The organism is Pontibacter chitinilyticus (assembly GCF_039748935.1).
GTDB lineage: Bacteria > Bacteroidota > Bacteroidia > Cytophagales > Hymenobacteraceae > Pontibacter > Pontibacter chitinilyticus.
In genome coordinates, this window is the sequence record NZ_JBDIZJ010000001.1 from 1 (window position 1) to 26,616 (window position 26,616).

General features: G+C 51.7%; 21 protein-coding genes. 13 read left to right on the forward strand and 8 right to left on the reverse strand.

The features are described from left to right. The first annotated feature begins 260 nt into the window (after positions 1 to 260). From ABDW72_RS00005 to ABDW72_RS00050, 10 genes are all read left to right on the forward strand, one after another. On the forward strand, positions 261 to 2,264 hold the full coding sequence (locus ABDW72_RS00005) for a BatA domain-containing protein (protein ID WP_347156376.1): 2,004 nt from the start codon (positions 261 to 263) through the stop codon (positions 2,262 to 2,264). Between the two features lies 1 nt (position 2,265). Next, on the forward strand, positions 2,266 to 3,537 hold the full coding sequence (locus tag ABDW72_RS00010) for a dihydroorotase (protein WP_347156377.1): 1,272 nt from the start codon (positions 2,266 to 2,268) through the stop codon (positions 3,535 to 3,537). A 53-nt stretch (positions 3,538 to 3,590) separates the two neighbouring features. Then, positions 3,591 to 4,100, forward strand: coding sequence for a DUF4199 domain-containing protein (locus tag ABDW72_RS00015; protein WP_347156378.1), 510 nt, complete (start codon positions 3,591 to 3,593; stop codon positions 4,098 to 4,100). A 28-nt stretch (positions 4,101 to 4,128) separates the two neighbouring features. Next, positions 4,129 to 4,647, forward strand: a complete 519-nt coding sequence (locus tag ABDW72_RS00020; RefSeq protein ID WP_347156379.1) for a DUF4199 domain-containing protein — start codon at positions 4,129 to 4,131, stop codon at positions 4,645 to 4,647. A gap of 5 nt (positions 4,648 to 4,652) precedes the next feature. Continuing rightward, positions 4,653 to 5,627, forward strand: coding sequence for a glycosyltransferase family 2 protein (locus ABDW72_RS00025; protein ID WP_347156380.1), 975 nt, complete (start codon positions 4,653 to 4,655; stop codon positions 5,625 to 5,627). Continuing rightward, positions 5,627 to 6,778 carry a glycosyltransferase gene (locus tag ABDW72_RS00030; RefSeq protein ID WP_347156381.1) on the forward strand — a complete coding sequence of 384 codons (1,152 nt, stop codon included), beginning with the start codon at positions 5,627 to 5,629 and terminating at the stop codon, positions 6,776 to 6,778. Before ABDW72_RS00025 ends, ABDW72_RS00030 begins: the two co-directional genes overlap by 1 nt. Positions 6,779 to 6,998: 220 nt before the next feature. Continuing rightward, positions 6,999 to 7,727, forward strand: a complete 729-nt coding sequence (locus ABDW72_RS00035) for a hypothetical protein (RefSeq protein ID WP_347156382.1) — start codon at positions 6,999 to 7,001, stop codon at positions 7,725 to 7,727. 106 nt (positions 7,728 to 7,833) lie between these two features. Next, positions 7,834 to 10,614, forward strand: a complete 2,781-nt coding sequence (locus ABDW72_RS00040; RefSeq protein ID WP_347156383.1) for a TonB-dependent receptor — start codon at positions 7,834 to 7,836, stop codon at positions 10,612 to 10,614. A gap of 5 nt (positions 10,615 to 10,619) precedes the next feature. After that, positions 10,620 to 11,792 (forward strand): DUF4249 domain-containing protein, encoded by a 1,173-nt coding sequence (locus ABDW72_RS00045; protein WP_347156384.1) that lies wholly within the window; start codon positions 10,620 to 10,622, stop codon positions 11,790 to 11,792. A 29-nt stretch (positions 11,793 to 11,821) separates the two neighbouring features. After that, positions 11,822 to 14,254, forward strand: a complete 2,433-nt coding sequence (locus ABDW72_RS00050) for a hypothetical protein (protein WP_347156385.1) — start codon at positions 11,822 to 11,824, stop codon at positions 14,252 to 14,254. Positions 14,255 to 14,388: 134 nt separating this feature from the next. Here the strand turns inward: ABDW72_RS00050 and ABDW72_RS00055 are convergent, their stop codons facing one another. Further along, positions 14,389 to 15,477, reverse strand: a complete 1,089-nt coding sequence (locus ABDW72_RS00055) for a fatty acid desaturase family protein (protein ID WP_347156386.1) — start codon at positions 15,475 to 15,477, stop codon at positions 14,389 to 14,391. A gap of 185 nt (positions 15,478 to 15,662) precedes the next feature. Continuing rightward, positions 15,663 to 17,015, reverse strand: coding sequence for an adenylosuccinate lyase (gene purB / locus ABDW72_RS00060; RefSeq protein WP_347156387.1), 1,353 nt, complete (start codon positions 17,013 to 17,015; stop codon positions 15,663 to 15,665). A gap of 371 nt (positions 17,016 to 17,386) precedes the next feature. Here purB and ABDW72_RS00065 point away from each other — a divergent pair, with 371 nt between their 5' ends. Beyond that, positions 17,387 to 19,366, forward strand: a complete 1,980-nt coding sequence (locus ABDW72_RS00065) for a transglycosylase domain-containing protein (protein WP_347156388.1) — start codon at positions 17,387 to 17,389, stop codon at positions 19,364 to 19,366. Between the two features lie 87 nt (positions 19,367 to 19,453). Beyond that, positions 19,454 to 20,509: a bile acid:sodium symporter family protein gene (locus ABDW72_RS00070; RefSeq protein ID WP_347156389.1), complete on the forward strand. Its 1,056-nt coding sequence runs from the start codon at positions 19,454 to 19,456 to the stop codon at positions 20,507 to 20,509. A gap of 7 nt (positions 20,510 to 20,516) precedes the next feature. Here ABDW72_RS00070 and ABDW72_RS00075 read toward each other — a convergent pair whose 3' ends face one another. The 5 genes from ABDW72_RS00075 to ABDW72_RS00095 all read right to left on the reverse strand — a co-directional run bounded on the left by ABDW72_RS00075 (position 20,517) and on the right by ABDW72_RS00095 (position 25,043). Next, positions 20,517 to 20,858, reverse strand: a complete 342-nt coding sequence (locus tag ABDW72_RS00075; RefSeq protein WP_347156390.1) for a DUF3817 domain-containing protein — start codon at positions 20,856 to 20,858, stop codon at positions 20,517 to 20,519. 188 nt (positions 20,859 to 21,046) lie between these two features. Beyond that, positions 21,047 to 22,162, reverse strand: coding sequence for a chorismate mutase (locus ABDW72_RS00080; protein WP_347156391.1), 1,116 nt, complete (start codon positions 22,160 to 22,162; stop codon positions 21,047 to 21,049). Beyond that, positions 22,149 to 23,342, reverse strand: a complete 1,194-nt coding sequence (locus ABDW72_RS00085) for a pyridoxal phosphate-dependent aminotransferase (protein ID WP_347156392.1) — start codon at positions 23,340 to 23,342, stop codon at positions 22,149 to 22,151. The genes ABDW72_RS00080 and ABDW72_RS00085 overlap by 14 nt, the downstream gene beginning before the upstream one ends. Before the next feature lie 12 nt (positions 23,343 to 23,354). Further along, positions 23,355 to 24,236 (reverse strand): prephenate dehydratase, encoded by an 882-nt coding sequence (locus tag ABDW72_RS00090; protein WP_347156393.1) that lies wholly within the window; start codon positions 24,234 to 24,236, stop codon positions 23,355 to 23,357. Positions 24,237 to 24,521: 285 nt separating this feature from the next. Beyond that, positions 24,522 to 25,043: a Riean_0653 family protein gene (locus tag ABDW72_RS00095; protein WP_347156394.1), complete on the reverse strand. Its 522-nt coding sequence runs from the start codon at positions 25,041 to 25,043 to the stop codon at positions 24,522 to 24,524. 244 nt (positions 25,044 to 25,287) lie between these two features. Between ABDW72_RS00095 and ABDW72_RS00100 the strand changes: the two genes are divergently transcribed. Beyond that, positions 25,288 to 25,419 carry a hypothetical protein gene (locus tag ABDW72_RS00100; protein ID WP_347156395.1) on the forward strand — a complete coding sequence of 44 codons (132 nt, stop codon included), beginning with the start codon at positions 25,288 to 25,290 and terminating at the stop codon, positions 25,417 to 25,419. A gap of 51 nt (positions 25,420 to 25,470) precedes the next feature. Here ABDW72_RS00100 and ABDW72_RS00105 read toward each other — a convergent pair whose 3' ends face one another. Beyond that, positions 25,471 to 26,052: a Riean_0653 family protein gene (locus ABDW72_RS00105; RefSeq protein WP_347156396.1), complete on the reverse strand. Its 582-nt coding sequence runs from the start codon at positions 26,050 to 26,052 to the stop codon at positions 25,471 to 25,473. Between the last annotated feature and the right edge of the window lie 564 nt (positions 26,053 to 26,616).

Here is a 26,616-nt window from a genome sequence, read left to right on the forward strand (position 1 = left end):
CCCTTCCCTCCAAGAAGCGGTGCTCTGCTCTTTTTTACCCCTAGTCCAAAAAACAACATAGTACTAGCACACTGGCCTGATCTGCAAGTATAAGATCGAACAAAAACCATCGCACAAAAGCTGCTGTGCGTGGGAGAACAAGTTCAAAAAATCATCAATCTACCTCTGTATGGCAACTTGCAGGGCACTTTCATCGAAAGAGTTCAAGCACATCGTACGTGTTCATTGCTTTTTCTCTTTAAGTGCTATAACTTGAGCCTATGACGCTGCTCTACCCCGGTTTCCTGTTTGCCCTTGTTGCTGTTGCAATTCCTATCGTGCTTCACTTGGTTCAGCTACGGCGAGCAAAGCGGATTCTGTTTAGTAATGTCCGGTTTATTCAGGTTTCAAAAGATATTACCGCCAGCCAGCGCAATTTAAAGCAATTGCTGATCCTGTTGTGCCGTATACTCTTTATCGTTTTCCTGGTGCTCGCCTTTGCGCAGCCATTCATACCTGCTACCAACCGGAACGCTCCTTCCGATACAGCACACGTCAGCTTACTGGTGGATAACTCCTTTAGCATGCAGAATACGAGTGCCGAACAGGACGTATCGCTGCTCAATGTAGCAGAGGACCGGGCCAAGAGTGTAGCCGCCTTATTCCCGCCCAATACAGCTTTTTCACTGAGTACTCCTGATCAACTACACACAGGCGTACACCAGCGCGCGGATGCTGTTGGCGCCTTAGATGCTTTGCCTTTTACGGCTATACCTGGGTTTACCAGTAATCAAAATATGCGCAATAGCGGGAGTGTTTATCTGTTTTCAGATTTTCAAAAGAGCACCTTTCAGCCCGAGCTCCTTGCTACGCTGGACAGTACGATTCATGTAAACCTGGTGCCACTACGGGCTGCCCAAATCAGCAATGTAGCGATAGATTCTGTATACCTGGAGGATGAGTTTGTGCGACAGGATGCAGAAAATATTTTGCATGTAAAGGTATTCAACAGTGGCGAAGAACCGGCAAACGAACTGCCTCTGAAGCTTTTTATAGATGGTGTGCAGAAGGCGGCTTTAAGTATATATGTGCCGGCAAAGCAAGCCGCAGAAGCTGTAATCAGTTTCCGGGTGAATGGCCGTCAAACGAAACAAGCTTTTGTCAACATAGAAGATTATCCGGTGGAATTTGATAACACCTACTTCTTCACGCTTCGACCCTCGGCAAACATCACGATTGTAGAACTGGCAGATGCGCAGGGCCAGTCGCTTGCTGACCTGTACAAAAGCGAAGCTGCTTTTACTTTCCGGCAGTACAACAGCAACCAAATTGATTACGGCCGTCTTGGTACAGCAGACGTTTTGCTGCTGAACGGCCTGCAAGCAATAAGCCCGGCACTGGCAGGTACTGTGGCAAATTTTGTAAAGGCCGGAGGCACTGTAGCCATACTTCCGGCTGCCAATGCCGATCAAGGAAGCTACAGCAGCTTGTTTCAAAACCTGAATATCTCAGCCAGTTTTACAGGAGCAACGGCGGGTAGCGCCAAAACAAATGTGCTGGCGCCGCAGCCGGATAATCCGTTTTTCAGAAGCATTTTTTCGACCTACGATCCGAACATGGAAATGCCTGCTTCTGTACGAAGTATGGCCTGGACCAGGGCGTCGGAAGACATTCTAAAGTTTCGGGGAGGAGCAGCTTATCTGTCGCGCTTCGATAGGGGGAATGGTCATGTATACTTGCTGGCTGCACCGCTCGACGAGGCCTATAATGCCTTGGCCAGCCACGCCCTCTTCGTGCCCATCATGTATAAAATAGCCATTGCAGGGTATAAACAGGAACAGGCGCTGGCTTATACGTTCAACAGCCCGACGATTCAGGTGCCCGTGCCGGGGCAGGTGCAGCGCGAAGGAGTGTATACATTACGGAAAGATAGCTTGGAGTACATTCCGGAGCAGCAGGTACGGGGGGGCAAGCTGTTCTTTACAGTGCCGCCGGCTATGGCCGAAGCAGGATTTTATACGCTGCAGCGGCAGGACTCCGTACGCTCCACGCTGGCTTTCAATTATCCCAAAAAAGAGTCTTACCTGGCGCAATACACACCCGACGAACTGCGGGAACTGGTAGGGCAAAAGCACCCGAATATACATGTGTATGATTACGGCGATGCCTTTTCAGCAAAGGCAGCTTTCGAAAAACAATTTTTTGGCGTCAAGCTTTGGAAATATTGCCTAATATTGTGTCTGTTTTTCTTGATAGCTGAAATCGCGCTTATCAGATTCCTTTAACATGAAAATACTTCTCCGGGCAGCAACCATTATCGATCCGCAATCTGCGTTCCATCAGCAGCAACAGCATCTTTTGCTTGAGAATGGCCGCATCACCTACATTGGGCCAGATGAACACGAGGCTGACACCGTTATCGCAGCTGACGGCCTATGCGTATCAGCCGGTTGGGTTGATATGCAGGCCTATGTCGGAGAGCCGGGGCTGGAGTATAAAGAAGACCTGGAAAGCCTGTCGGCAGCGGCAGCGGCAGGGGGCTTTACCGAAGTGCTCTGCCTTCCCAATACCAATCCGGTCGTACAGACAAAGGCAAGTATAAACTTTATCCGGAGCAGAGCGAACCTGCTGCCTGTGACGCTGCACCCTTTAGCCGCTGTAACGATGGAGACGGAGGGCAAAGACCTGACCGAGATGATCGACTTATACCAGGCCGGCGCCATTGGTTTTACGGATGGCATCAAACCACTGCAAGGAGCCGATGTGTTGCTGAAGGCTTTGCAGTACCTGCAGCCGTTTGATGGCCTGCTGCTGAACAGGCCGGAGAATACGCGGCTGACGGAGCATGGGCAGATGCATGAGGGTATAGCCAGCACACAACTGGGAATGAAAGGTATTCCGGCGCTGGCGGAGGAGGTGGCTATTACCCGCGATCTGCAGTTACTGGCTTACACAGGCGGCAAGATCCATTTTTCTCTGCTTTCTACGGCAGCGGCAGTAGAAGCAGTGCGGAAAGCGAAAGCCGCCGGCCTGCATGTAACCTGCGACGTTGCCAGCTACCAGTTGGCCTTTACCGACGAAACCATTCCACCCTTCGATACCAACTATAAAGTGTCGCCACCATTTAGAGGCGCGGCCGATGCGGCAGCTATCCGGCTGGGGCTGCAGGACGGAACCATCGATGCGCTTGTATCAGGGCATATGCCGCAGGATACAGAGTCTAAAAAACTGGAGTTTGACCTGGCGGAGTTCGGCATCATTAACTTAGAAACTGCTTTTGCCGTGGCGAATACCACTCTGGGCGACAGCCTGGATCTGGCGGAGCTTGTGGCAAAGTTCTCAACCAACCCGCGTCGCATTCTAGGGCTGCCGCTGCCGCAACTGGCAAAGGGAGAGGTGGCGAACCTGACCCTTTTCAATCCGACGGAAACCTGGGTGCCCACAGCGGACCAGTTCAAATCTAAATCCGACAACAGCCCGTTCTTCGGGCAGGAATTAAAAGGCAGGGTGTTTGGTATAATTCACAAAGGACAGGTAGTGCTCAATCAATCTTTTTAATATATTTACTTATACAGAGGTACTGGTGCAAGCCAGTGTATGCCTAGCCAGGAATGTTTAACCAAACTATAATTAGAGTAGGAGTACGTTATGGCGTACTTTGTGGGGTCATTTGCTTCGTACTGGTGCTGGTCCTGTATTTTTTCGGTACGGATCCTTTTGGCGACCTGGGGCGGATCAGCTTTATTCCTATCCCTTTGTTTATTTTCTGGGCGATCCGCTATTATAAGAAATATACGAATGGGGAGATGAGCTTTTGGCAAGGACTGCGCGTAGGCTTAGCCGTGTCGTTTTATGCTGCCCTCAGTGCCTCGATGCTAGTTCTGATTCTGGTATACCTGGTAGGGCCGGATTTATTGCAGCAGCATATTGCTACTACGCAGGCACTGCTGGAGCAAACCAGGGAAGAGCAGATAAAAGTGTTGGGCAAAGAGAACTATGAGCGAGGCTACCAGGCAATTGGTGCGATGACGCCTACCATGCTGGCTGCCGACGATTTTTTACGGCGGGTTTTTGCTGGCCTGATCTTCTCGCTGGTGGCAGCTGTATTTTTCCGGAAGTAGTAAACGTTTCACTATAAACAATGGTATCATGACTGAAAATCAACCCTCTGTTACTTCCGTAGGCCTGAAGTATGGCTTAATTACAGCCCTGGTGGGCATTGTGTACTCCCTTATCCTAAACGTGCTTGACCAATCCGCCAACGGCTGGCTGAACTGGGTCATTTACCTGATCCTGCTGGGAGGACTCATATTGGCTATGCGGGAGTTTAAAGCCAGAGACTACGGCTATATGTCGTATGGGCAGGGCCTGGGCATCGGGTCGTTGTTATCCGCCATTTTCGGTCTGCTGACAGGTATCTTTTCCTGGATTTATTCTACTTACATTGACCCGCAGTTCATGGCCAAACTCCAGGAAGTGCAACGCACCAAGATGCTGGAAAAAGGCCTGAGCGATGAACAAATTGATGCAGCCATGGGCATGGCCGCGAAGTTCCAGAACCCGGTAACATTGATCTTCGGATCTATGGCGGTGTTCCTGATCATTGGCTTTATCATGTCGCTCATCGTTGCTGCTATTATCAAAAACAAACGACCTGAGTTTGAATAGACTACATGCAATACCCTTATGATATTTCGGTGGTGATTCCTCTTTTTAATGAGGAGGAATCATTGCCTGAAGTCGTGCGCTGGATCCGACGTGTGATGCATGCGCACGAGTTTTCTTATGAAATAATTTTAGTAGATGATGGCAGCACCGACCGCTCCTGGGAGGTGGTGACAGACCTGAGTGCGCAAGACAATGCCGTGAAAGGCATTAGCTTTAACCGCAACTATGGTAAATCGGCAGCACTGAACGAGGGCTTCCGCCGCTGTTCCGGCGAAGTAGTGATCACGATGGATGCCGACCTGCAGGACAGCCCGGAAGAAATTCCGGCACTGTATGACATGATCAAGAACCAGAAATTCGACTTGGTGAGCGGCTGGAAGAAGAAACGCTTTGATCCTGTGAGTAAAACTGTTCCGACCAAACTCTTTAATGCTGCTACCCGCAAGCTATCGGGCATACAACTGCACGACTTTAACTGTGGCCTGAAGGCATACCGGCAGCTGGTGGTGAAGAGCATAGAGGTACATGGTGAGATGCACCGATACATTCCGGTTATAGCCAAATGGAACGGCTTTACCCGGATCGGGGAGAAAGTGGTGCAGCACCAGGAACGCAAGTATGGCACTACCAAGTTCGGGCTGGAGCGCTTTGTTTACGGCTTCCTCGACCTGCTTTCCATTACTTTTGTCAGCCGTTTTAAAAAGCGCCCGATGCACTTCTTTGGCACACTGGGCACACTCATGTTTGTGGTAGGCCTGGGCATTACTATCTGGCTTATAGCACAGAAAATGCTGCTCCTGTATGCCAACGGCCATCCCCGCGCTATCGTCGATCAGCCTTTGTTTTACCTGTCGCTGGTAGCAGTAGTACTGGGGGTGCAGTTGTTCCTGGCCGGTTTCCTGGCCGAGATGATCTCGCTGGCTTCCAACAAAAAGAACGAGTACCTCATCCGCGGGCGGGCGGGTGCTATTCCGAAATAATGGGCCGGCGCGTAGTGATTGTGGGGCCGGCGTACCCCTTGCGGGGCGGAGGCATGGCTACGTTTAATGAGCGCCTCGCTTATGCTTTCCAGGAAGCAGGCGATGAGGTGGAGATCGTGACGTTTAGCCTGCAGTACCCGGCTTTCCTGTTTCCGGGTAAAAGCCAGTACTCGGAGGAGGCGCCGCCGGAAGGTTTAGCTATCAAAGTACTGATTAACTCGATAAACCCGCTAAACTGGTGGAGAGCCGGCCACTACATCCGTAAAAAAAAGCCGGACCTGGTTATTTTCCGGTACTGGCTGCCTTTTATGGGGCCGGCGCTGGGCACCATGGCCCACCTCATCCGGAGGAACAGGTATAGCCGCGTGCTGGCTATTACGGATAACGTAGTGCCCCACGAGAAGCGCCCTGGCGATGTTCCTTTCACCAAGTATTTTCTGGGTGCCTGCCACGGCTTTATGACCATGTCGCGGGCGGTGCAGCAGGATTTGTGGCATTTTGCTCCGCAGAAGCCCAATGTATACTTGCCGCATCCCCTTTACGATAATTTCGGGCAGCCGGAGAGCAAAGCTGTGGCCTGTGCTGCTCTGGGGCTGGACGATACCAGTAACTACCTCCTTTTCTTTGGTTTTATCCGCGCCTACAAAGGCCTCGACCTGTTGCTGCACGCCCTGGCCGACCCAAGGCTGCAAGAGCGTCCGGATATCAAGCTGATCATTGCCGGCGAGTTTTACGAAGAGGCCACTCCCTATCACCACCTGATAGCACAACTTCAACTACAGAACAGGCTGGTGCTGCGCACAGATTTTATTCCGAATGCCGCCGTTCGCCACTACTTCTGCGCAGCCGACCTGGTGGTGCAGCCTTACCGCCATGCCACGCAGAGCGGCGTCACGCAAATTGCCTACCACTTTGATAAACCCATGGTGGTTACCAACGTGGGCGGCCTGGCCGAACTGGTGCCGGATGGGGAAGTGGGATACGTCGTAACGGTTGAGCCGCAGGCCATTGCCACGGCTATACTTGATTTTTATACTTCGGGCAAAGCGGCAGAATTTTCGCAGAACATCCATACTTACAAAAAACGCTTCAGCTGGCACCACTTTGTGCAGGCCGCGTGGGACCTGGCCGCAAAAGTGTCTCTACGTTAACAGGATTTCTACCTATCCACAACTATTTTTAAAAAGTGAATTCATAGTTGTGTTGTGTTGAAATATTCGTAAAATATTATTGTTTCAGTATTTGTTTTCAGAATGCTTAAACTTTAACTTACCTGAGTTAAATTTTATACTAATTTTAATTAAGCGGCAAGCAATGCAGCCACGGCAAATCAGATTAGCAGTGCTTCTTTTTGCAGTCTTCGCGTGCTGTTTGAGTGTAACGGAATCCTGCCACGCCCAAGCTGCGGCGGCGGATACTGCTTTTCTGTCGCGGGCCCAAACAGCTGCTGAGGCGGCCTACCACCAGGCAGTAGGGGTGCAGACGCACTTGTACAATGGCACAGAATACATCGATTACCGGATGTTTTATCTGGAAGGAAATCAGTTCTTTGCTTCCAACGTGTTTACGCCCGGCGATATTTATTATGATGGAGCCTGGTTCAGGCAAACGCCCCTGCTGTATGATGTAGTGAAAGATGAGGTAGTGACCATCCACAACAGCAGCGGCAAAAAAATAACGCTCATCACAGCTAAAGTCGATACATTTCTGTTGCACGGGCATTTGTTTGTGCGGTATGCTGCCGATAGTACAGCACAGGCATCGTTGCCAAAGGCAGGCTTTTATGATGTGCTGTACAACAAGGATGTCCGGTTTCTGGTGCGGCGCAGCAAAAACATCCAGGAGCGGGCGACGCAGGGCGGTATGGAAGGCGAGTTCAGGAACGGCGATAAGCTATACCTGTGGAAAGACGGAGCTTACTACCAGGTAAGCAGCAAAAAATCAGTGCTAAATGTATTGAAAGATAAGAAGAAGCAGCTCCGGAAATATGCGTCGGCGCACCACCTCAAGTTCGGCAAGCAGCGGGAGGGAACGATACTTGCCTTAACCCAATATTACGACAGCCTATCTGACGGCAGGCCTGCCGATAAAACCAATTGATCTGAACAGGCCCGTTATACTTTCATTGCGGGAACAGCTGCCAGCAGTCACTTCAACCAGTATCTTTTATCTCAAGCCAATCCTTACGCTCTTTGGACCTTACGCTATGACTCACCTGTACCGCATTACGTTATGGCTTCTTCTCGGGGTGGTTTGCTGCGTAACAACCAGCCAGGCGCAGCAAGCCGGGCAGCCGCTGATCAGTGGTAATTTTCAACGGGCAACCTTTGAGGAATTCGCCCGGCAGGTGGAGGCCCAGAGCACGTATCATCTATACTTTGATTCCGCAGCAGTAGATAGCCTGTCCATTACCATGCAGGTACAGCAGCAACCTTTGGCTGCCGTGCTGCAGCAGGTATTTCAAGGCACAACACTTCAGTTTGCCGTGGATGCGCAACAGCGCGTGTTTATCACCAAAGGGCGGCAGCTAAGTATGAATCTGCCGGAGGGCTTCTTTGAACAAAAGCCTGTTGCAGACGCAAAACCGCAGCAAATAGCCGGATCGTTGTTTGAGTCTGGCGAGAAGAGCCGTAAGAAGGCATCTTCCGAGATCAAGCTCTATGAGATCGGCACAAAGAGTGATAACCCGACGGGAAAAGCCAACCTGGCCGGCCACCTGCGGGAAGCGAAGACCGGGGAGCCCATCATCGGGGCATCCGTTTACATTGAATCGCCGGTGATCGGCACCACCTCCGACCAGTATGGCTACTACTCGCTCACCCTGCCCGTTGGCCACCACGAACTGAAAGTAAAAGCGCTGGGGCTGCAGAATACCAAACGCCAAATCATGCTGTATGCCGATGGAACACTGGACATTGAGGTGGCCGAGGACGTACGGACGCTGAAAGAGGTGCTGGTAGAGGCAGAGAAAGACCGGAATGTATCGGGGATGCAGATGGGCATGGAGAAGCTTGATATCCGCACCATTAAGCAGGTACCCACCGCCTTTGGCGAAACAGACATTTTGCGGGTGGTGCTCACTTTGCCGGGGGTAAAGTCTGTGGGCGAGGGCAGCACTGGCATGAACGTGCGCGGCGGCTCCACTGACCAGAACCTGATCCTGTACAACGATGCAACCATCTATAACCCCGCGCACCTGTTCGGCTTCTTTTCGGCCTTCAATCCGGATGTGTTGAAAACAATAGAACTCTACAAAAGCGGTATCCCTGCCCGGTATGGCGGCCGCTTATCTTCGGTGCTGGAGGTGACGGGCCGCGACGGAAACAAAAAAGAGTTTGCCGGCTCTGGCGGCATCGGCCTGCTCACCAGCAGGCTAACGCTGGAAGGCCCTATTCAGAAAGATAAGACCTCGTTCATCATCGGCGGCCGCACTACCTACTCCGACTGGCTGCTGAAGAAGCTGCCAAACAAGTCCTTTAACGAGAGCACGGCCTCTTTCTATGACTTTAACGCCCACATCAGCCATGAGTTGAACGAGAAGAACACACTTTACCTGACAGGCTACCGTAGCAGCGACAAGTTCCGGCTGGGCGCGGATACCCTGTACCAGTTCACCAACCAGACGGCAAGTATAAAATGGAAACACATCTTCCAGAACAAGCTCTACGGCGTCCTCACCGGAGCCTATAGCCATTATGACTACAAGGTGACGAGCGAGAAAAATCCGGTGAACGCCTCGGAACTCACCTTCGGCATCGACCAGAAAAACCTGCAGGCAGATTTCAGCTATTTCCCGAGCTCTAAGCATACCGTTGATTTTGGGGCAAGCACTATCTACTACCATGTAAACCCCGGAAGCCTGCTGCCTAACGGGAGCGAATCACTTATTGCGCCGGATCGGCTGCAACAGGAGCATGCCCTGGAAAGCGCTATTTATGCTTCCGATCGCTTCGACGTAAGCCCACGCTTTTCAATTGCCCTGGGGCTACGCTACTCGTTATTTAATGCGATGGGACCCCGGCAAGTATACGGGTATGCTCCCGGCGCACCGAAGTCGGAGGGTACCATACAGGACACGACGCGCTATGGCGCTGGCGATTCTTTTGCTTCCTATCATGGGCCGGAGTACCGGCTGTCGGCGCGATTAGGGCTAACGGACAACTCTTCGGTGAAGCTTAGCTACAACCGTTTGCGGCAGTACATCCACATGCTTTCTAATACCACGTCGATGTCGCCGACCGATGTCTGGAAGCTGAGCGATGCCAACATCAAACCGCAGCTAGGCGATCAGGTGGCGCTGGGTTATTACCGGAACTTCAGGGCCAACACCATCGAGTTTTCAGTGGAGGGCTATTACAAATGGATGCACGATTTCCTGGACTATAAGAGTGGTGCAACGCTGATCATGAACCATCACATCGAAACAGATGTGGCTGGTGCCGAAGGCAAGGCGTATGGTGTGGAGGTAATGCTGAAAAAGGCAACCGGCAAACTGAATGGTTGGGTGAGCTATACCTATGCCCGTACGCTGGTGCGCGTGGACGACAAAGAAACCGGCGAAAAGATCAACGGCGGCGCTTACTACCCCAGCAACTTCGATAAGCCGCATGATTTTACGCTCATCAGCAACTACCGCTTTAGTCAGCGTTTCAGCACCTCACTGAATTTTACCTACAGCACCGGCCGCCCTATTACGCTGCCGCTGGCCAGGTATTACGCCGGCAACAGCCAGCGCATCTTCTACTCCGATCGCAATGCTTACCGCGTACCGGACTATTATCGCCTGGATTTTGCCATGAACATTGAAGGCAACCATAAGATCAAAAAGCTGGCGCATAGTTCCTGGACGCTAGCCATCTACAACCTGACCGGCCGGCAGAATCCTTACTCCATTTACTTTAAATCAGAAGAGGGCAGGATCAGGGGATACAAGATGTCAATTTTCGGGCGGCCCATTCCTACGGTTACCTATAACTTTAAATTCTAATGCTGATGCCTATCCAACGCTGGAAAAGTATAGTTTATAGTTGCGTATTGCTGCTGCTGGCCGGCTGCGTGGAGCCGTATGCCCCGGATGTAATCGTGGCGCCGAACCAGTTCCTGGTGGTGGATGGCTTCATCAACACCAACGGCATCACAACGATAAAGCTATCGCGCACGCAGAACATATCAGAAGAGCAGCTGCCAACGGCAGAAACAGGCGCTACGATGTTGCTGGAAGAGGAGCAGGGTACCACATACTTCCTGCAGGAGACAACGCCCGGCACTTACACCAGCAGCAATCTTAGCCTGGATGCCGCCCGCAAATACCGCATTACCATTCACACCAGTGCAGGCCAGAACTATGCTTCTGAGTATGTGGCCGTGAAACAAACACCGCCCATTGATAATATCAGCTGGCAGGCGCTGGACAATAAACTGCAGATCTATGTCAACAGCCACGATCCGGAAAACAACACGCACTATTACCGCTGGGAGTATGAAGCAACCTGGGCCTTTACGGCTGCTTTTGGGTCGAATATCAGGTATGATGCAGCAAGCGGAAAGGTGGTGCCGCGCACCCTTCAGGATGAAGACATTTACCATTGCTGGAAAACAGACAAATCAACTGATATCAAACTGGGTGCTACTTCAAATCTCACCAAGGATGTTATTCACGAATACGCGATCCTGACATTACCTTCTACGGCAGAGGAACTGCGCTTTAAGTATAGCGTGCTGGTAAAGCAGTATGCTCTGACGCAGGAAGCCTATCAGTACTGGGAAACACTCCGGAAAAACACTGAGGGCATTGGCACCCTGTTCGATCCGTTGCCTTCGCAGCTCACAGGCAATGTGCACAACCTCTCGGATGCTACCGAACCGGTGATCGGCTACGTAGGCGCTTCTACGGTGAAGGAAAAGCGTATTTTCATTACCCGCAATCAACTGCCTGCAGACTGGCACATCCGTTTTCCTACCTGCCAGCTTGACTCTTTGTTACCCATACCGCCGGAAACCTTTGAGGAACTGGCGGGCCGTTTCAGGAACGGAAACTACTTGCCCGTCAGTGAGATTTACCCGCCCATGGGCTTTCCCACTCCCATTGGCTACACGGCGGCTGCGAAAGAATGCGTGGACTGCCGCACCCGTGGCACTAACGTGAAACCTGATTTCTGGGAGTAATGCGATACCAATGCATGAGAAATAAGCGAATGAAAACCCGACATGTTATGGCTGGCGCTGTGATCAGAAGTGGCTGGAGCATCCTGCTTGGTGTTATACTTGTAATAGTAAGTTCGGGACACGCCCAGGCGCAAAGCGATACGCTGAAGAACATTGTAGAGCACTTTGATGCGTATCGCACCAGGGCCCTGCAGGAAAAGCTATACCTCCACCTCGATCGCCCTTTTTATGTCTGTGGCGAAACCATGTGGTTCAAAGTATACGCCGTGGATGGCACCTTGCACAAGCCGCTGGACATGAGCAAAGTAGCTTATGTGGAAGTGCTGGATGCGGCCCGAAAACCTGTGCTGCAGGGAAAGGTCGCGTTAAAGCAAGGAAAAGGCAACGGCACGTTTGTGTTGCCTGTCACTCTGCCGTCGGGCAGCTATGTCGTGCGGGCTTATACGAACTGGATGAAAAACTTCAGCCCCGATTTATACTTCGAGGAGCCGGTTACACTAGTCAATACTTTTACCAGCCTCGGCCCGGAGCCGAAGCGGGATTCGGCAGCCTATGCCGTACAGTTTTTCCCGGAAGGCGGCAACCTCGTGCAGGGGGTAAACAGCAAGGTGGCTTTCCAGGCTATAAACAAACGAACAGGGAAGGGCATCGCCGTCGAAGGACAGGTCGTAGACCAGCACGGTAATATGGTAGCCACTCTGCAGACGCAGCGGTTCGGGCTCGGACAGTTTACCTTTACACCTGCCTCAGGCGCTACTTATACAGCGCTCATCCAATTGCCCAACGGAAATATACTCCGGCAGAATCTCCCTAACGTATACGATAAGGGGTTTAGCCTGCACCTAGATGACGTAAGTGCCAGCCAGGTAACGCTCACGGTAACGGCTACCGGGCAGCAGGCAGCGCCCGTATACCTGCTGGGACACGCACGTCAGATGATTGCTGTGGCAGAAGCGCAGAATTTACAGAATGGCACAGCTATTTTTCTTATAGATAAAAATAAGCTGGCTGAGGGAATTACCCACTTCACCGTTTTTAATAGCCAGAAGCAGCCGGTGTGTGAACGCTTATACTTTAAGCGGCCTACCCAATTGCTGCAGGTAGAAGCGGTGGTCAACAAAAGCCAGTACAACACCCGCGATAACGTCAGCCTGGAGCTGAAGACGCAGACACCAGCAGGACAGGCCACGCCAGCTGATCTGTCGCTTGCTGTATACCGCCTGGATGCGCTACAGGCAGCAGGAGCAACTGATATTGCCGCTTACCTGTGGCTGAGCTCTGACCTGAAAGGTACCATCGAGCAGCCCGGCTATTACCTCACCGCCACAGGCCCCGAAGCCGCAGCAGCCGCCGAAAACCTGATGCTGACGCATGGCTGGAGCCGTTTCCGCTGGGCGGAAGTCCTGCAGAAGCAAAGCTTGCCCTACACGTTTGTGCCGGAGTATGGCGGCCACTTTATCCGGGCAAGAGTGAAACATGCCGAAACAGGCGGTGGCATGCGCGGCATTGCCATTTACCTGGCATCGCCGGGCAAACACATCCGGCTCTACAATGGCTGGAGCGATGTCAACGGCTATGTGCAGTTCGAGATGAAAGACTTTTATGGTGCCAACGAAATTGTGGTACAGTCTGACTTCAGCAAAGACAGCACCGCGCGATTTGAGGTGCTCAATCCGTTTTCGGAGAAGTATAGCGCTTGGCCCCTGCCAGCCCTGGACCTGCAGGCCAACCTGCAGCCGGAGCTAATACAGCGGCACCTGACAGTGCAGGTACAGGATACTTACTTCGGCAAGTATCAGAACGTGTTCCAATCGCCGGGCATCGACAGCACCGCTTTTTATGGCAAAGCCGACGAAACCTACCTGCTGGATGATTATACCCGCTTTAAGGTGATGGAAGAAGTGATGCGCGAGTATGTGCCGGGGGTGCAGGTGCGGCTGCGCAAAGGCGGCTTCCACTTTATGGTGCGCGATGACATGAACCACACCATCTTTCAGCAGAACCCGATGGTGCTGCTGGATGGCGTTCCTGTGTTCGATATTAATAAGATCATGGCCTTTGACCCGTTGAAAATCCGGAAGCTGGAGGTAATGACCAGGAGGTATTTTAACGGGCCACAGGTATACGAGGGGCTGGTGAGCTACACCACCTATCAGGGCGATCTGGCTGGTTTTCCGCTGGACCCGCATGCGCTGCTTATGGAGTATGAGGGCCTGCAACTGCAGCGGGAGTTTTATGCCCCGGCTTATGATACGCCGCAGCAACGGCAAAGCCGGCTTCCGGACTTACGCAACCTGCTCTACTGGGCACCGGATATCCTAACGAAGGCCGACGGAAAAGCAGCGGTTAACTTTTATACGTCAGACCAGGCCGGCATTTATGTGGTGGTAGTGCAGGGATTAACAGGCAGTGGCCTGACAGGCAGCAAAATGATTACGTTTGAAGTAAAGCAGCCGCTGTAAGCGAAAGTATGCTGCAGGCGCCGTATCCTAGCTACGCAAACTACTGCCGTAGAAGCTTAGCTGTTTAGGATAACAACACGTTTGCAGCTGCTCTGCAAATATAGGCGCGGGTATACTTGCCTCGAGATAAAAGCTCAGGCGGTATTGGCCTCTGCCGCTTTCAGGCTCTTTACGCTGATGCCTCTGGCCGGCATTTTCGTTGCGCGGTGCTTCATTACCTGAATGGCTTCCTCCTCTGATGCAAACGTATGGTTGATGTTTACCAGATGCGCCGCCAGCTTCTTGTAGTTCTTGGTCATCAGGTAGAGCCAGATGTGCAGCCAGTGGATGCCTTCGAACACCAGTGCTTTGTTTGCGGCAAAAACCTCCAGATTTTCCTGGAAATGCACCGGGTACAGGGTCCAGTGCAACGAAGGCTGCAGGTGGTGGTTGATGTGATATCCATCGTTCCAGCACTTGTTATTATACTTGGTATTGATGCACGTAATGCTGTTTTTATAGCAATTGCCCGGCTCGTCGTAGTCTATCAGCGAATGCTGGGCCCAGTTGCCTACCATCATAATAAGGCGCGAGATCAGGAACGGAAGTATAAACACCACCAATGTGGCCTGCCAGTCTACAAAGCACAGCACAACGCAGCAGGCCAGAAAGACCAGCTCGCCCCGAATTACTTTATCGCGCAGCTTCCGGATGTTGCGCACATCAAAATACCGGATCAGGTAAGCAGCACCCAGAAACAGAAAGTTGCCGAAGTATAGCAGAAAGCCGCGCAGGCTGTCGCGCTGGTAAAGCATGGTGCTGCTCAGGTCATCTTCCAGATTGTTCTCGACGTGGTGCATTCCCAGGTGATGGCTGAAGTATGTTTCCGGCGTTTGTCCGAAAAAAGGGCCTACTACCCAAGGCAGGTAATAATTCAAGAAATCATACTTTTGCTTAAAAAAACGGCGGTGGCTGGTGCAGTGCAGCATTAGGCCAAATGAGCCTTTGAAAATGAAATTATTCAGAACAAAATAGGTGATGGCCAGCGCCCACCACAGCCAGTTAGCCAGCGGCAGGTACAGCAGCAGCCCCGCAGGGAGCATAAACAGGGAGATCTGCAGTGTCAGGTACACGAAGGGCAGGTCGCGCTCATCACGGATCAGCTTCAGGAAAAATCTATCAGGCAGGCTGTAGCGGATAGGGCGTACAAAAACCGGGTCGGCAATGGCAGGTAATGGCCTCATAAGCGGGTGCAAATAAGTAGGTGCTAATACATAGAACCAATTACCCAATGTACCTTTTTTCTATCTTTTTTGTTAGCCGATTTTAAATTATCTCTCCTACTTTGCAGTTGCACTGCGCCTTAAAATGCAAGCGCCCCGGCAGAATCTCTGGCGGGGCGCTTGCAGGTGTACTTAATAGCTTATACTTATACCAGCTCCACCCCGGTGTAAGTAAAGGGGGTGATCTGGCGCAGCTCGGCTTTTATGGCCTCCTGCACATCAAGCGTGTCAATGAACGAGCGGATCGCTTGTTCGGTGATCTTTTCATTCTTGCGAGTCAGTGCTTTTAGTGCTTCGTAGGGTTGTGGGTAGCCTTCGCGCCGCAATACTGTCTGAATGCCCTCTGCTACCACGGCCCAGTTGGCTTCCAGGTGCTCGTTTAAAGCGGCTTGGTTCAGCTCTAGTTTGCCAATGCCCCGCTCCAGCGATTTAAGGGCTACCAGTGCGTGTGCCAGCGGTACCCCCACGTTGCGCAATACAGTCGAATCGGTCAGGTCGCGCTGCAGGCGTGAAACGGGCAACTTGGCCGATAGGTGCTCCAGCATAGCATTGGCCAAGCCCAGGTTGCCTTCGGCATTCTCAAAATCAATCGGATTTACCTTGTGCGGCATGGCTGAGGAGCCCACTTCGCCGGCTTTTATCTTCTGCTTAAAATATCCCATCGAAACATACTGCCATACATCGCGCGCGAAGTCGATCAGGATGGTATTCAGGCGCTTCAGTCCGTCGAAGTAAGCGGCCAGGTTATCGTAGTGCTCTATTTGCGTGGTATACTGGCTGCGCTTCAGGCCGAGGCCCTGCTGCACAAAGCTATTGCCAAACTCCGGCCAGTTTATACTTGGGTAAGCTACATGATGGGCATTGAAATTGCCCGTGGCGCCGCCGAATTTAGCGGAAAAGGGCACCTGCACCAGTTGCTGCAATTGTGCGTCCAGGCGCTCGGCAAACACCATGATCTCCTTGCCCAGGCGGGTGGGGGAGGCGGGCTGTCCGTGCGTATGGGCCAGCATCGGTACTTCCTTCCACTGCTGCGCCAGCGTTTGCAAGGTTTGCAGCAGCCGCTCGTAAGCCGGTTGCAACACCTGTTCGTGCGCCTCGCGCATCGAAAGCGGAATAGCCGTGTTGTTTACATCCTGCGAGGTAAGGCCAAAGTGGATGAACTCTTTCTGCTGCCCCAGACCCAATGCCTCAAACTGCTCTTTCAGGAAATACTCAACCGCTTTCACGTCGTGGTTCGTGATCTTCTCGGTTTCCTTGATCGTCAGGGCATCCGCTTCGGAGAAGTGCTGGTAAATGGCACGCAGTTGCGGAAACAGCGCCGGGTCTACGTTCTGCAGCTGGGGCAGGGGCAGCTGGCACAGCGCAATAAAATATTCTACCTCCACCAGCACCCGGTAGCGGATCAGGCCGAACTCAGAAAAATAAGTGGCAAGCTCGGAGGTGCTGCGGCGGTAGCGGCCATCTACCGGCGAAAGGGCCGTAAGTGTCGTCAGGTTCATCGTTAAAGTTAATTCTTTGTCCAAAGATAAGCAGCTTTACGCTGTAAAGCCAAAATGCAGGTAGCTGCCTTCCGCGACCGCTACTTTATACTTTGCCCCGCCACTTTGCTGCTGCGGGTTTATACTTTGGTACGGTTGCTGCTAGTATAGTCGATTGAAATGTAGCGCATTAACATGCCTGTGTAGGAACAGAGAGCTTTGGTGACATCAAAATCATATCTAAACGGGCGTGTGCGCGTATGAGAAATAGCATAGCAGAAACTATATTTAGCTGTTTATGAAGCAGACGCCGGTTTTTATTAGCGGACATCTCTTTCTAGTAACTGAAACTTATTAATGTAAATTCGCACCGGAATATTTTGGATCAGCGTTTGAAAAAGAAAATCCTAATTGGGGCTGGCGTTTTGCTGGTCTTGCTTTTAGTAGCCATTGCGGCGCTCCTGATCTTCAGGAGCAGCCTGTTAAAGTATACACTTCAGAAGGTTGAAGCCAAGGTAGAACGCAAGTACCCTGTAGACCTGAATATTCAGAATGCTTCGTTCGTAAACCTTAATTCGGTACTGATCACCGGCATCTCGCTGGTGCCGCACGGCCGCGATACGCTCTTTACCACAGATAATGTGTATGCAACGGTGAGCCTCCGCTCCATTCTGCGCGGCGGTGTTGTGTTTAAGCGCCTGGAAGTGCGCAACGGCTACCTGACAGCCATAAAGAACGCCAGCGGCGACAACTTCTCTTTTCTGCTGAAGAAGGACAACGCGCAGCCGACGGATACCACTGCCAGTAAATCCCGCAACTATGGCGAGTTGCTGAACCGCCTCATCGAAACAGCTTTTGACAACGTGCCGGACCAGGTAGACTTCAAAAACCTCAACGTATCGTATCACTCTACCCACCGCATCATCGATGTGCACATGCCTTACCTGCAAATGGAGGACGGCCATTTTGATACCCGGCTGGCCATCCAGACAGATTCGCTCGCTAACAACATGCGTATAACGGGCACCATAGATCCCGGAGATTACAACATTGCCGCCAATCTGTATGCCACAAACAAGACTGGCATTCACCTACCCTACGTCAAAAACAAGTTTAACGCGGAGGTAGCGTTTGACACCCTGCACCTGAGCCTGACAGACAAAACCTTTAAGCGCGACCAACTAACGGTGCGGGGCTCGGCAAAGGTAAACGGCCTGCTGCTGAACCATCCCAAACTGGCGGATGAGGATATTCAGGTGCGGAACGGGGCTGTAGATTATGTCGTGACGCTGGGGCCGAACCTATACGTGATCGACAGCCTGACAGAGGTGCGGCTCAACAAGATTACAGCCAATGTATACGCTGCTTACCGCAATGCAGGCCCCAAGATCATCGACCTGAAGGTGCGAACGGATTCTATTCCGGGCACCGCTTTCTTCGATTCGTTGCCCAAAGGACTTTTCGAGAACCTGGAAGGAATCAAAGCAAAGGGTACGCTCAAGTATAAAATGAGCTTCCACCTGAACATGGATAGTGTGAACCAGGTGAAGTTTAACTCCGATATGGACGCCTCCAAAAACTTTAAGATTGTGCATTGGGGCAATACGAACATCGAGAAAATCAATGGCTCGTTTGTGCATACCGTGTATGAGTATGGCAAGCCGGTGCGCACATTTACGGTCGGGCCTTCTAACCCTTTTTATGCGCGTTTGGGTGAGATTTCGCCTTACCTGCGCAATGCCATCATGACCTCAGAAGATGCTTTCTTTTACAAACACAAGGGCTTTCATGAAGAGGCTTTCCGGCAGGCAATCGCGAAGAACATAAAAGAAGGAGAGTTCGCCCGCGGCGGCAGCACGATCTCTATGCAACTGGTTAAAAACGTGTTCCTCACCCGCAAAAAAACGGTAGCCCGCAAAGTGGAAGAGGCGATGATTGTCTGGCTGATCGAAAACCTGGACCTGGTCTCAAAAAACCGCCTGTTTGAAGTATACCTTAACATCATAGAATGGGGGCCAAACGTATATGGCGCCAAAGATGCATCGCGCTTTTACTTTGGCAAACAACCTTCGGAGCTGAACCTGAACGAGGCCATTTTCCTGACCAGCATTATCCCGAGTCCGAAAAATTACCGCTCTTCCTTCGACAGCCATGGCAACTTGCGTAGCTGGAAAAGCGGATATTACCGGCTCATTGGCGGCAACATGCTGCGCAATGGCATGATCTCGCGCGAACAGTATGACAACCTGTACCCGAACGTACAGTTGTACGGACGAGCCCGCGACCTGATCGTGACAGAACCAGATACGACAGCCATCCAGGAAGACAGCGTAAAGCACGAATTGGAAACCATCGACCTGCTGGATTTTTGATCCAAGCGGTAAAGCAAAGTACAATGGCCCCGCAACTATACTTGCGGGGCCATTGTACTTTTATACTTCATCAAATGTGGCATGGGCATGAAAAAAACGCAACAGGATAGCGCAGTAAATAAGGGTGTCGGCTTGCTTCCGCGGGTAGTGGGGCTGGCTGCGCGTGCGGGGCTGGATTGGTTTCTGCTGGCTTTGGCCGGGATGATCCTGCTGGCTTACCTGTGGCCCCAGATCGGCATAGACCGTGAACCGCTCTCCTTGGGTGAAATAGCGAACTATGGCGTGTCCGTGATCTTCTTCTTTTATGGCTTGCGTCTGAGCCCTGCTAAACTTAAAGCGGGCCTGAGCACCTGGCGCCTGCACCTGGTCGTGCAGGTTAGCACTTTTGTCCTTTTCCCGCTACTCATCTTGCCCTTGCACCGTTTTGTGGAGGGCACACCGGAAGCAACCCTGTGGCTGGGCGTGTTTTACCTCTCGGCGCTGCCTTCTACGGTTTCCTCGTCCGTCGTGATGGTGTCCATCGCGGGTGGCAACATGGCAGCGGCTATTTTCAACGCCAGCATCTCTAGCCTGATCGGTATTTTTATCACGCCTCTTTGGATGGGCCTGTTCCTGACGGACAGCGGCGGAGGCTTCGATATCTGGAGCGTAATGGGCAAACTGGTACTGCAGGTGCTATTGCCTGTGGTGCTGGGCATCCTGCTGCACCGCTACTGGGGCGGCTTTGCCGAACGCCATAAAAAGCAGCTCCGTTACTTCGATCAAAGCATCATTCTGCTGATCGTGTATACGTCTTTTTGCGAATCCTTTGCCCGCCATATGTTCAGCGGCTACAGCTTTGCCAATGTGCTGGTGCTGGGGCTATGTATGGCCGGCTTGTTTTTCCTGATGTTCGGTTTGATCTATAGCATCAGCAGGATATTCGGCTTTAACCGCGAAGACCGGATCACCGCTATTTTCTGCGGCTCTAAAAAGTCGCTAGTGCACGGCACCGTCATGTCGAAAGTGCTGTTCCCGAACCCGGATCTGGTAGGTATTATCCTGTTGCCCGTGATGCTTTACCATGCCCTGCAACTGCTGTCGGCCAGCGTAATAGCGCAGGCGTGGGCACGCAGAGCGGGTATTGATGCATCGGCCGAGTAAGCCGCTGTTAGGCGACGCGCTGCTTTCCGGCAGCGATTGTTTTCGCCTCTTCCTCCCGCAGCAGCTTGGCATCAAGTATAAAAGGCCCGAAAGGGAGCACCGAGGCGATCAGCGCTGCAAACACCTTTCCGGCTGACCAGTTTTTAGCCAGAGCTACATTTGCAACAGCAAGTATAAACAGCACGAACAGCAGGCCGTGCGCCCAGCCGGCATACTTCACAAATTCAGGCATGCCTGCGATATACTTCAGCGGCATGGCGACGCCGAGCAGGGCCAGGTACGAGATACCTTCCAGTATACCAATCAGGCGCAGGCGGTAAATAGGAGCGTTGGATGAAACGTTAGACATGATCTTGCAATTATTTGGGGTGACAACATCAGGAAGGATGGAACAGTGCCAAAGCAAGGCGGCTGCCACGAAATTTTTTCATACTACGGCAAGGTCTGCAATGCCCTACTCCTGAATGCCAGAAAAAGAGCAGCTGAGAATCCTCAACTGCTCCTCCTGACAAGTATAAATTAATAAATAGAACGCGTTTACTCAGCTACCTTCAGCGAGGAATCAGAGCTGGCAAAAACTTCGTTTTGCACGCCCAGCGAGTGGCCGTGAATCGCTTCGAAGATCGCTTTTACAAAATCTTCATCCAAGCCTGTTTGCCGGGCTATCTGCAGCCTGTCTTCCAGCACCTGCTTCCAACGGCCCGACTGGTAAATGTCAAGGGCGTTGTTGCGCTTATACTCGCCAATCTGTTTCGATACATCCGAGCGCAGGAAAAGTATGTTGATGAGCTCATGGTCCAGCCGATCAATCAGGGCACGCAGATCCTGCAGCTGTTCTGCATTGGCAACGTGCTCTGTGTCCAGGTCCAGGGCGGTCAGCAGCTTGTCCAGCCCAATCGGCGTTACCTGCTGCGAAGCATCGCTCAGCGCCACGTCCGGGTTAATGTGCGTCTCAATCATCAGGCCATCCACGCCCAGGTGCAGCGCCTGCTGGCTTACCGTCTGCAGCAGGTCGCGGCGACCGGCAATGTGGCTGGGGTCCGTCAGCAGCGGCAGTCCTGGTAGCAGGCGGCGTATCTCCTGAATCGTTTCCCACTTCGGGTGGTTGCGGTAAGGCTTACTATGCGGCATAGAGAATCCCCGGTGTATTAGGCCAAGGTCCGTAATGCCGGCCTGGTTCAACCGCTCGATGGCACCCACCCACAGCTGAATGTCTGGGTTAACAGGATTTTTAACCAGCACCGGTACGTCTACGCCGCGCAATGCATCAGCCACCTCCTGCACCGAGAACGGGTTTACCGTTGTGCGGGCACCTACCCACAGAATGTCTACACCGTATTCCAGCGCTTCTTCTACGTGTTTGGTGTTGGCTACTTCACAGGCAGTCAGCAGGCCGGTTTCCTGTTTTACGGTTTTCAGCCATTCCAGGCCCACAGTGCCCACGCCCTCGAACATGCCCGGGCGCGTACGCGGCTTCCAGATACCTGCTCTGAAAACAGATACACGTTTGTCTTTTTTGAGTTCGTGCGCCGTCTGCAGCATCTGCTCTTCGCTCTCGGCGCTGCAGGGGCCTGCAATTACAGTTGGCAGTGGTCCGCCATTCAGGATCTTGGTTTTAGGGGCCAACTTTATACCGGTGTTATTTGATTCCATGATGAAGTATGATTGATGGTTGATGTTTATTTATATTGTCAATAGCTTTTGTTATTTGTTCGATGGAGGAACAGAGGGATACCCGCAGGTAGCGCTCGCCCTGCGTACCGAATATTTTACCCGGGGTCAGAAAGACGCTGGCTTCATAAAGCAGTTCATCCAAAAAGGCCTCCACGTCAAAGACATGGTCCGGCACCCGCGCCCACACAAACATACCCACAGTGTCTTTCTGATAGGTACATGCCAACGTGTCCAGTAGCTGATAAACAAGTTCTTTGCGCCGCCCGTACTCGGCATTCCGTTGCGCATGCCAGTCGTCGCTGTTGTGCAGCGCAGCCACAGCCGCGAGTTGCACCGCCTGCAGCATTCCCGAATCCATGTTGCTCTTCACTGCCAGTACCGTGTCAAGGTAATCCTGCCGTCCCAGTACCGCGCCCACACGCCAGCCGGCCATGTTATGCGATTTACTTAGCGAGTTCAGCTCCAGGCAGCAGCTTTTGGCATCGGGTATACTTAGTAAACTGAGGGGTTGTGCCGCCGGAAGCACCAAGCTGTAGGGATTGTCGTTCACCAGCAGGAATTTATACTTGCTGGCGAGTTGCACCAGCTCCTGCAGCATAGCAGCAGTTGCCTGTGCCCCGGTGGGCATGTGCGGATAATTAATCCACATCAGCTTGATGCCCTGGCTGGCCAGCTTTTCAAGCTCCGCCATGTCAGGTAGCCAGCCGTTTTCTTCTGAAAGGGTATAGTATACCGGCTCGGCACCTGCCAGCCGTGCCGTGGTAGCATAAGCGGGGTAGCCGGGGTTGGGCAGCAGCACCTTATCACCTGGGTTCAGGAAAGCCATAGAAATGTGAAAGATGCCTTCTTTTGATCCTATCAGCGGCAATACTTCCGTTTCTGCGTGCAGGGCCACCTGAAAAGTAGCGGCATACCAGTCGGCGATGGCTTGGCGGAGCACCGGCAATGAGCGGTATGGCTGGTAGCCATGGCCGGAAGGTTGTGCCGCCGCCGTGGTGAGCGCCTCAATCGTAGCCGGCGAGGGCGCCATATCCGGACTGCCGATGCCAAGGTTGACGATTTGTTTACCCTGCGCGTTAAGAGCGGCTACTTCGGCCAGTTTGCGGGCGAAGTAGTACTCATGCACGTGGCTCAGGCGCTGGGCTTTCGGAATGATCATGACAAGTATAAATTAGAGCTGTTGAAAATGTAAAGCTGCTTTTCGCTGTGACACGAGCAAAGGATGTGGTGAGCTGGGATACCGGCCAAGTACTTTCAGGTTTTGGACAAATGGCCTGATCGCCTCAATGGCTTCCCTTGTCTGGTTCTCGTCCGTGCACTCCAGGTCTACGGCTACATAGTGGCTGGCATGTGCCAGGGGCATGGGCAAAGACTGCAGCAGCGTAATGTGCAGCTGTAGCTGGTTTAGCTGGTTGATAGCAGCGTTAAAAGCGCCATTCGTGAGCGGTAGCTGCAAAATAAGCGATACTTTACTTGTTTCTGCGGTAACGGCAGCGCGTGGCTTACGGGAAAGCAGCAAAAAGCGGGTGCTGTTGTCCGCCCTGTCGGCGATGTTAGCCTGCAGGATCTCCAGGCCGTAAAGCTCGGCTGCTAGTTTGCTGGCGATGGCTGCTACGCCGTATAGCTGTTTTTCCTGTATTTCGCGGGCGCTGTCGGCGGTGTCGGTGCTTTCCTGGGGTTGTAGCTCAGAGTGCTGCGTCAGGAAAGCGGCGCATTGTTGCAAAGCTACCGGGTGCGACATCACCGTGGTGATATCCTGCAGCTGCTGGCCAGGCAGCGCCATCAGGTTCTGCTGAATGGGTAACCAAAGCTCTTCCCACACCTGAAAGTCATACTCCTGCAGCAGGCTATAGTTGGTCAGCAGGCTGCCTACCAGCAAGTTCTCGATCGCCATCACGGCAAAGTCTGCCTTCTGCTGCTGTAGAGAGTCACACAGCTGCCGAAATGTGGCGCAGGGCAGCACCTCTACAGCCTCTCCGAAGAGTTGCCGGGCGGCGGTGTCGTGGAAAGAGGCCGGGCCTCCCTGAATAGCGATTTTGATGGGTATAGACATAGTTAAAAAAAAGCCCCGCTTGCGGCGGGGCTTGTAAAGTGAAAGCTTTATATGGTATCTCAACGCAATAGCTTTACTTCTGGAGCCCCGGATGGGTACCAAAAAAGTAGTAGCTAAAATAAAATGCGTTGTGCTGAATCATGGTTTTGCTGAATGATGTGTTAAACTTAGTACATCAATTTTAAAATTGCAAATTTTAGATGGTTTTATTGCAAAATTTTTGTTGGGAGCTGCTGGAGACACGGCGGCTGTGCTACTTTTAGAAGTTGAAACTTATGGTATAGACTAGTATTCTGAGTAGATAGCATCAAACCTCCCATGCGACACATCCACCACCTCGCCAGTAGCTGGGTTGCGCGCCCTAAAGTAAAATGTTCCGGCTATCGTTTTTTTCACTCTGTCTATTGCTGTTATAGACAGCAGACCTGTATAGGTAGAGTCGGTTAGAAGTTCCTTCCCAGGTTCTGGAGAGTAGTAACCATTATTATTACTCTCGTTTAGAATGTAATCACCAATTTGAATGTTACTATTAGCATTAATAACTCCAAATAAAATAACTGCAGAACTTCTCTTCGCTCTTACCCAAAACTGGTGAGTGTCATCTATCAAATGGAAAGTAAGTTCACTAGTTTTAAAGTCACTGTCTGAAACGGGAACCCATACTTTACCGTTCACACGGGCGCAGAATGGCTCATCTTCGCACATCTTGTCTTTGCTGCATGCCTGCAACCCCAGGAGGAGCAGGCTAAGCGCAGCGGGTAGCAGCCAGCGGAGTAGCATAAATCGGTTGAAAAAGTTCTGTTTCATAAGCTTGACTGGTTAAACTGTTAAAAAGATTGAGAAGTATAAGTATAAATATGCTCCTCCGCCACGAAAGCGCAAACGGTACTCAGTAGCAGCAGCCCGTGCCGGGGCTGCGTCAAGAGCGCCTTTGTTTGGCAACTGTAGCTGCAAATGCGGCCGCAGGTGTAGAAGTATAAATATCAGAAGAAGTCGTGCAGGAAAGTACCTCGCTGGAAGTTGCATAAAAAGTAAACAATCACTTAATGTAATGCAAGCGTTTGCCGAAATATTTTTAGGTAAAATAATCAGCTATACCTGCGCTTTATCCTGTGTAGGTGGTGCCCGCCTGCGCCTGCGCTTTGGAAATAACTCCTCCGAGCAGGAGGATGAGGACGAGTAATCTGTAAGTCTGTTTCATAAGCTTGCTTTTTGTTTTAATCTAATTGTTCATTTAAGGTAATGTAAGCCAGTTGATATCGAAGCGGCCTTCGGTCACTTTGATGACCTGGCCCGAGCCGTCAGTATTTTCGGCCGTGAAGGCGAAGGTGCCCGCGATGATGTGGTTGACCGTGTCCACCCGCGTGAAGTTGACGATGCCGGTGTAGTGCGTGTTGGTGATGTAACTCGCCTTCCCAGGTTTGTACTCAACGTACATAGCATGATTCTTGTAATGCAGCTCATTAGGATAGGGGTTTGTGTCGAAGTCAAAATACTGCGTACCGGTAGTCCTCACGTCTTCCAGCGCTAACTGGATAGAGGTATTGTCTTCTTTATTGATGCGGGTGGCAAAAAGGACAAAGTTTACCTGTGGCTTAAATAAATCACTGTATAACACAGACAGCTTCTTCCCAGAAAAGCTGCCACCTGCATCGGGGATCCAAGCCTTTCCGTTCACCTTGCAGGCGAAGGTGTTGGCCCCTTTGGTAGTGGGCTCGGGCAGCTTCTCCTCACAGGAGGAGAGCAGCAGCAGGCTAAGTCCCACAGGCAGCAGCCAACGGACACAGGCAAATCGGTTAATAATGTTCTGTTTCATAAGCTTGAATGGTTAAATTGTTTAATATAATGAAAAGAATAAGTATAGAAATGCTCCTCCGCCACGAAAGCGGAAACGGCCCAGAGAGCAGCAGCCCGTGCCGGGGCTGCGTCAAGAGCGCCTTTGTTTGGCAACTGTAGCTACAAGTGCGGCCACAGGTAGAAGTAAAGTATGAATATCAGAAGAAAGTATTTGGGAAATGGCTTGGTTGGAAGCTGCATGGAACGTAAATGATCACTATTAATTATAGCAAATAACTTTTTGTGTATTTTTAAAGAAAATATTTTTCCGATACAGGTCTTCCGCTGTCTAAGAAATTACAGCTTTGGCTTTAATTATAAGAGAATTAGGCAAATGTGGTTTTCGAGGAAACAGATCAGGTGCTTTCATCACACCCGCACACATAAACTGCCGTGCTGCAGCAGAAGCAAAAAGGCCCGCCCGGCTTTAAACCGGGCGGGCCTTTTTATACTTTCACAATTCCTGCGGTTTCGCCTGCACAGCACTGCGAATCAACAGAATCCTATAGTTGCGCAAAGCCTTGTGCAGGAAACTGGCTGCATT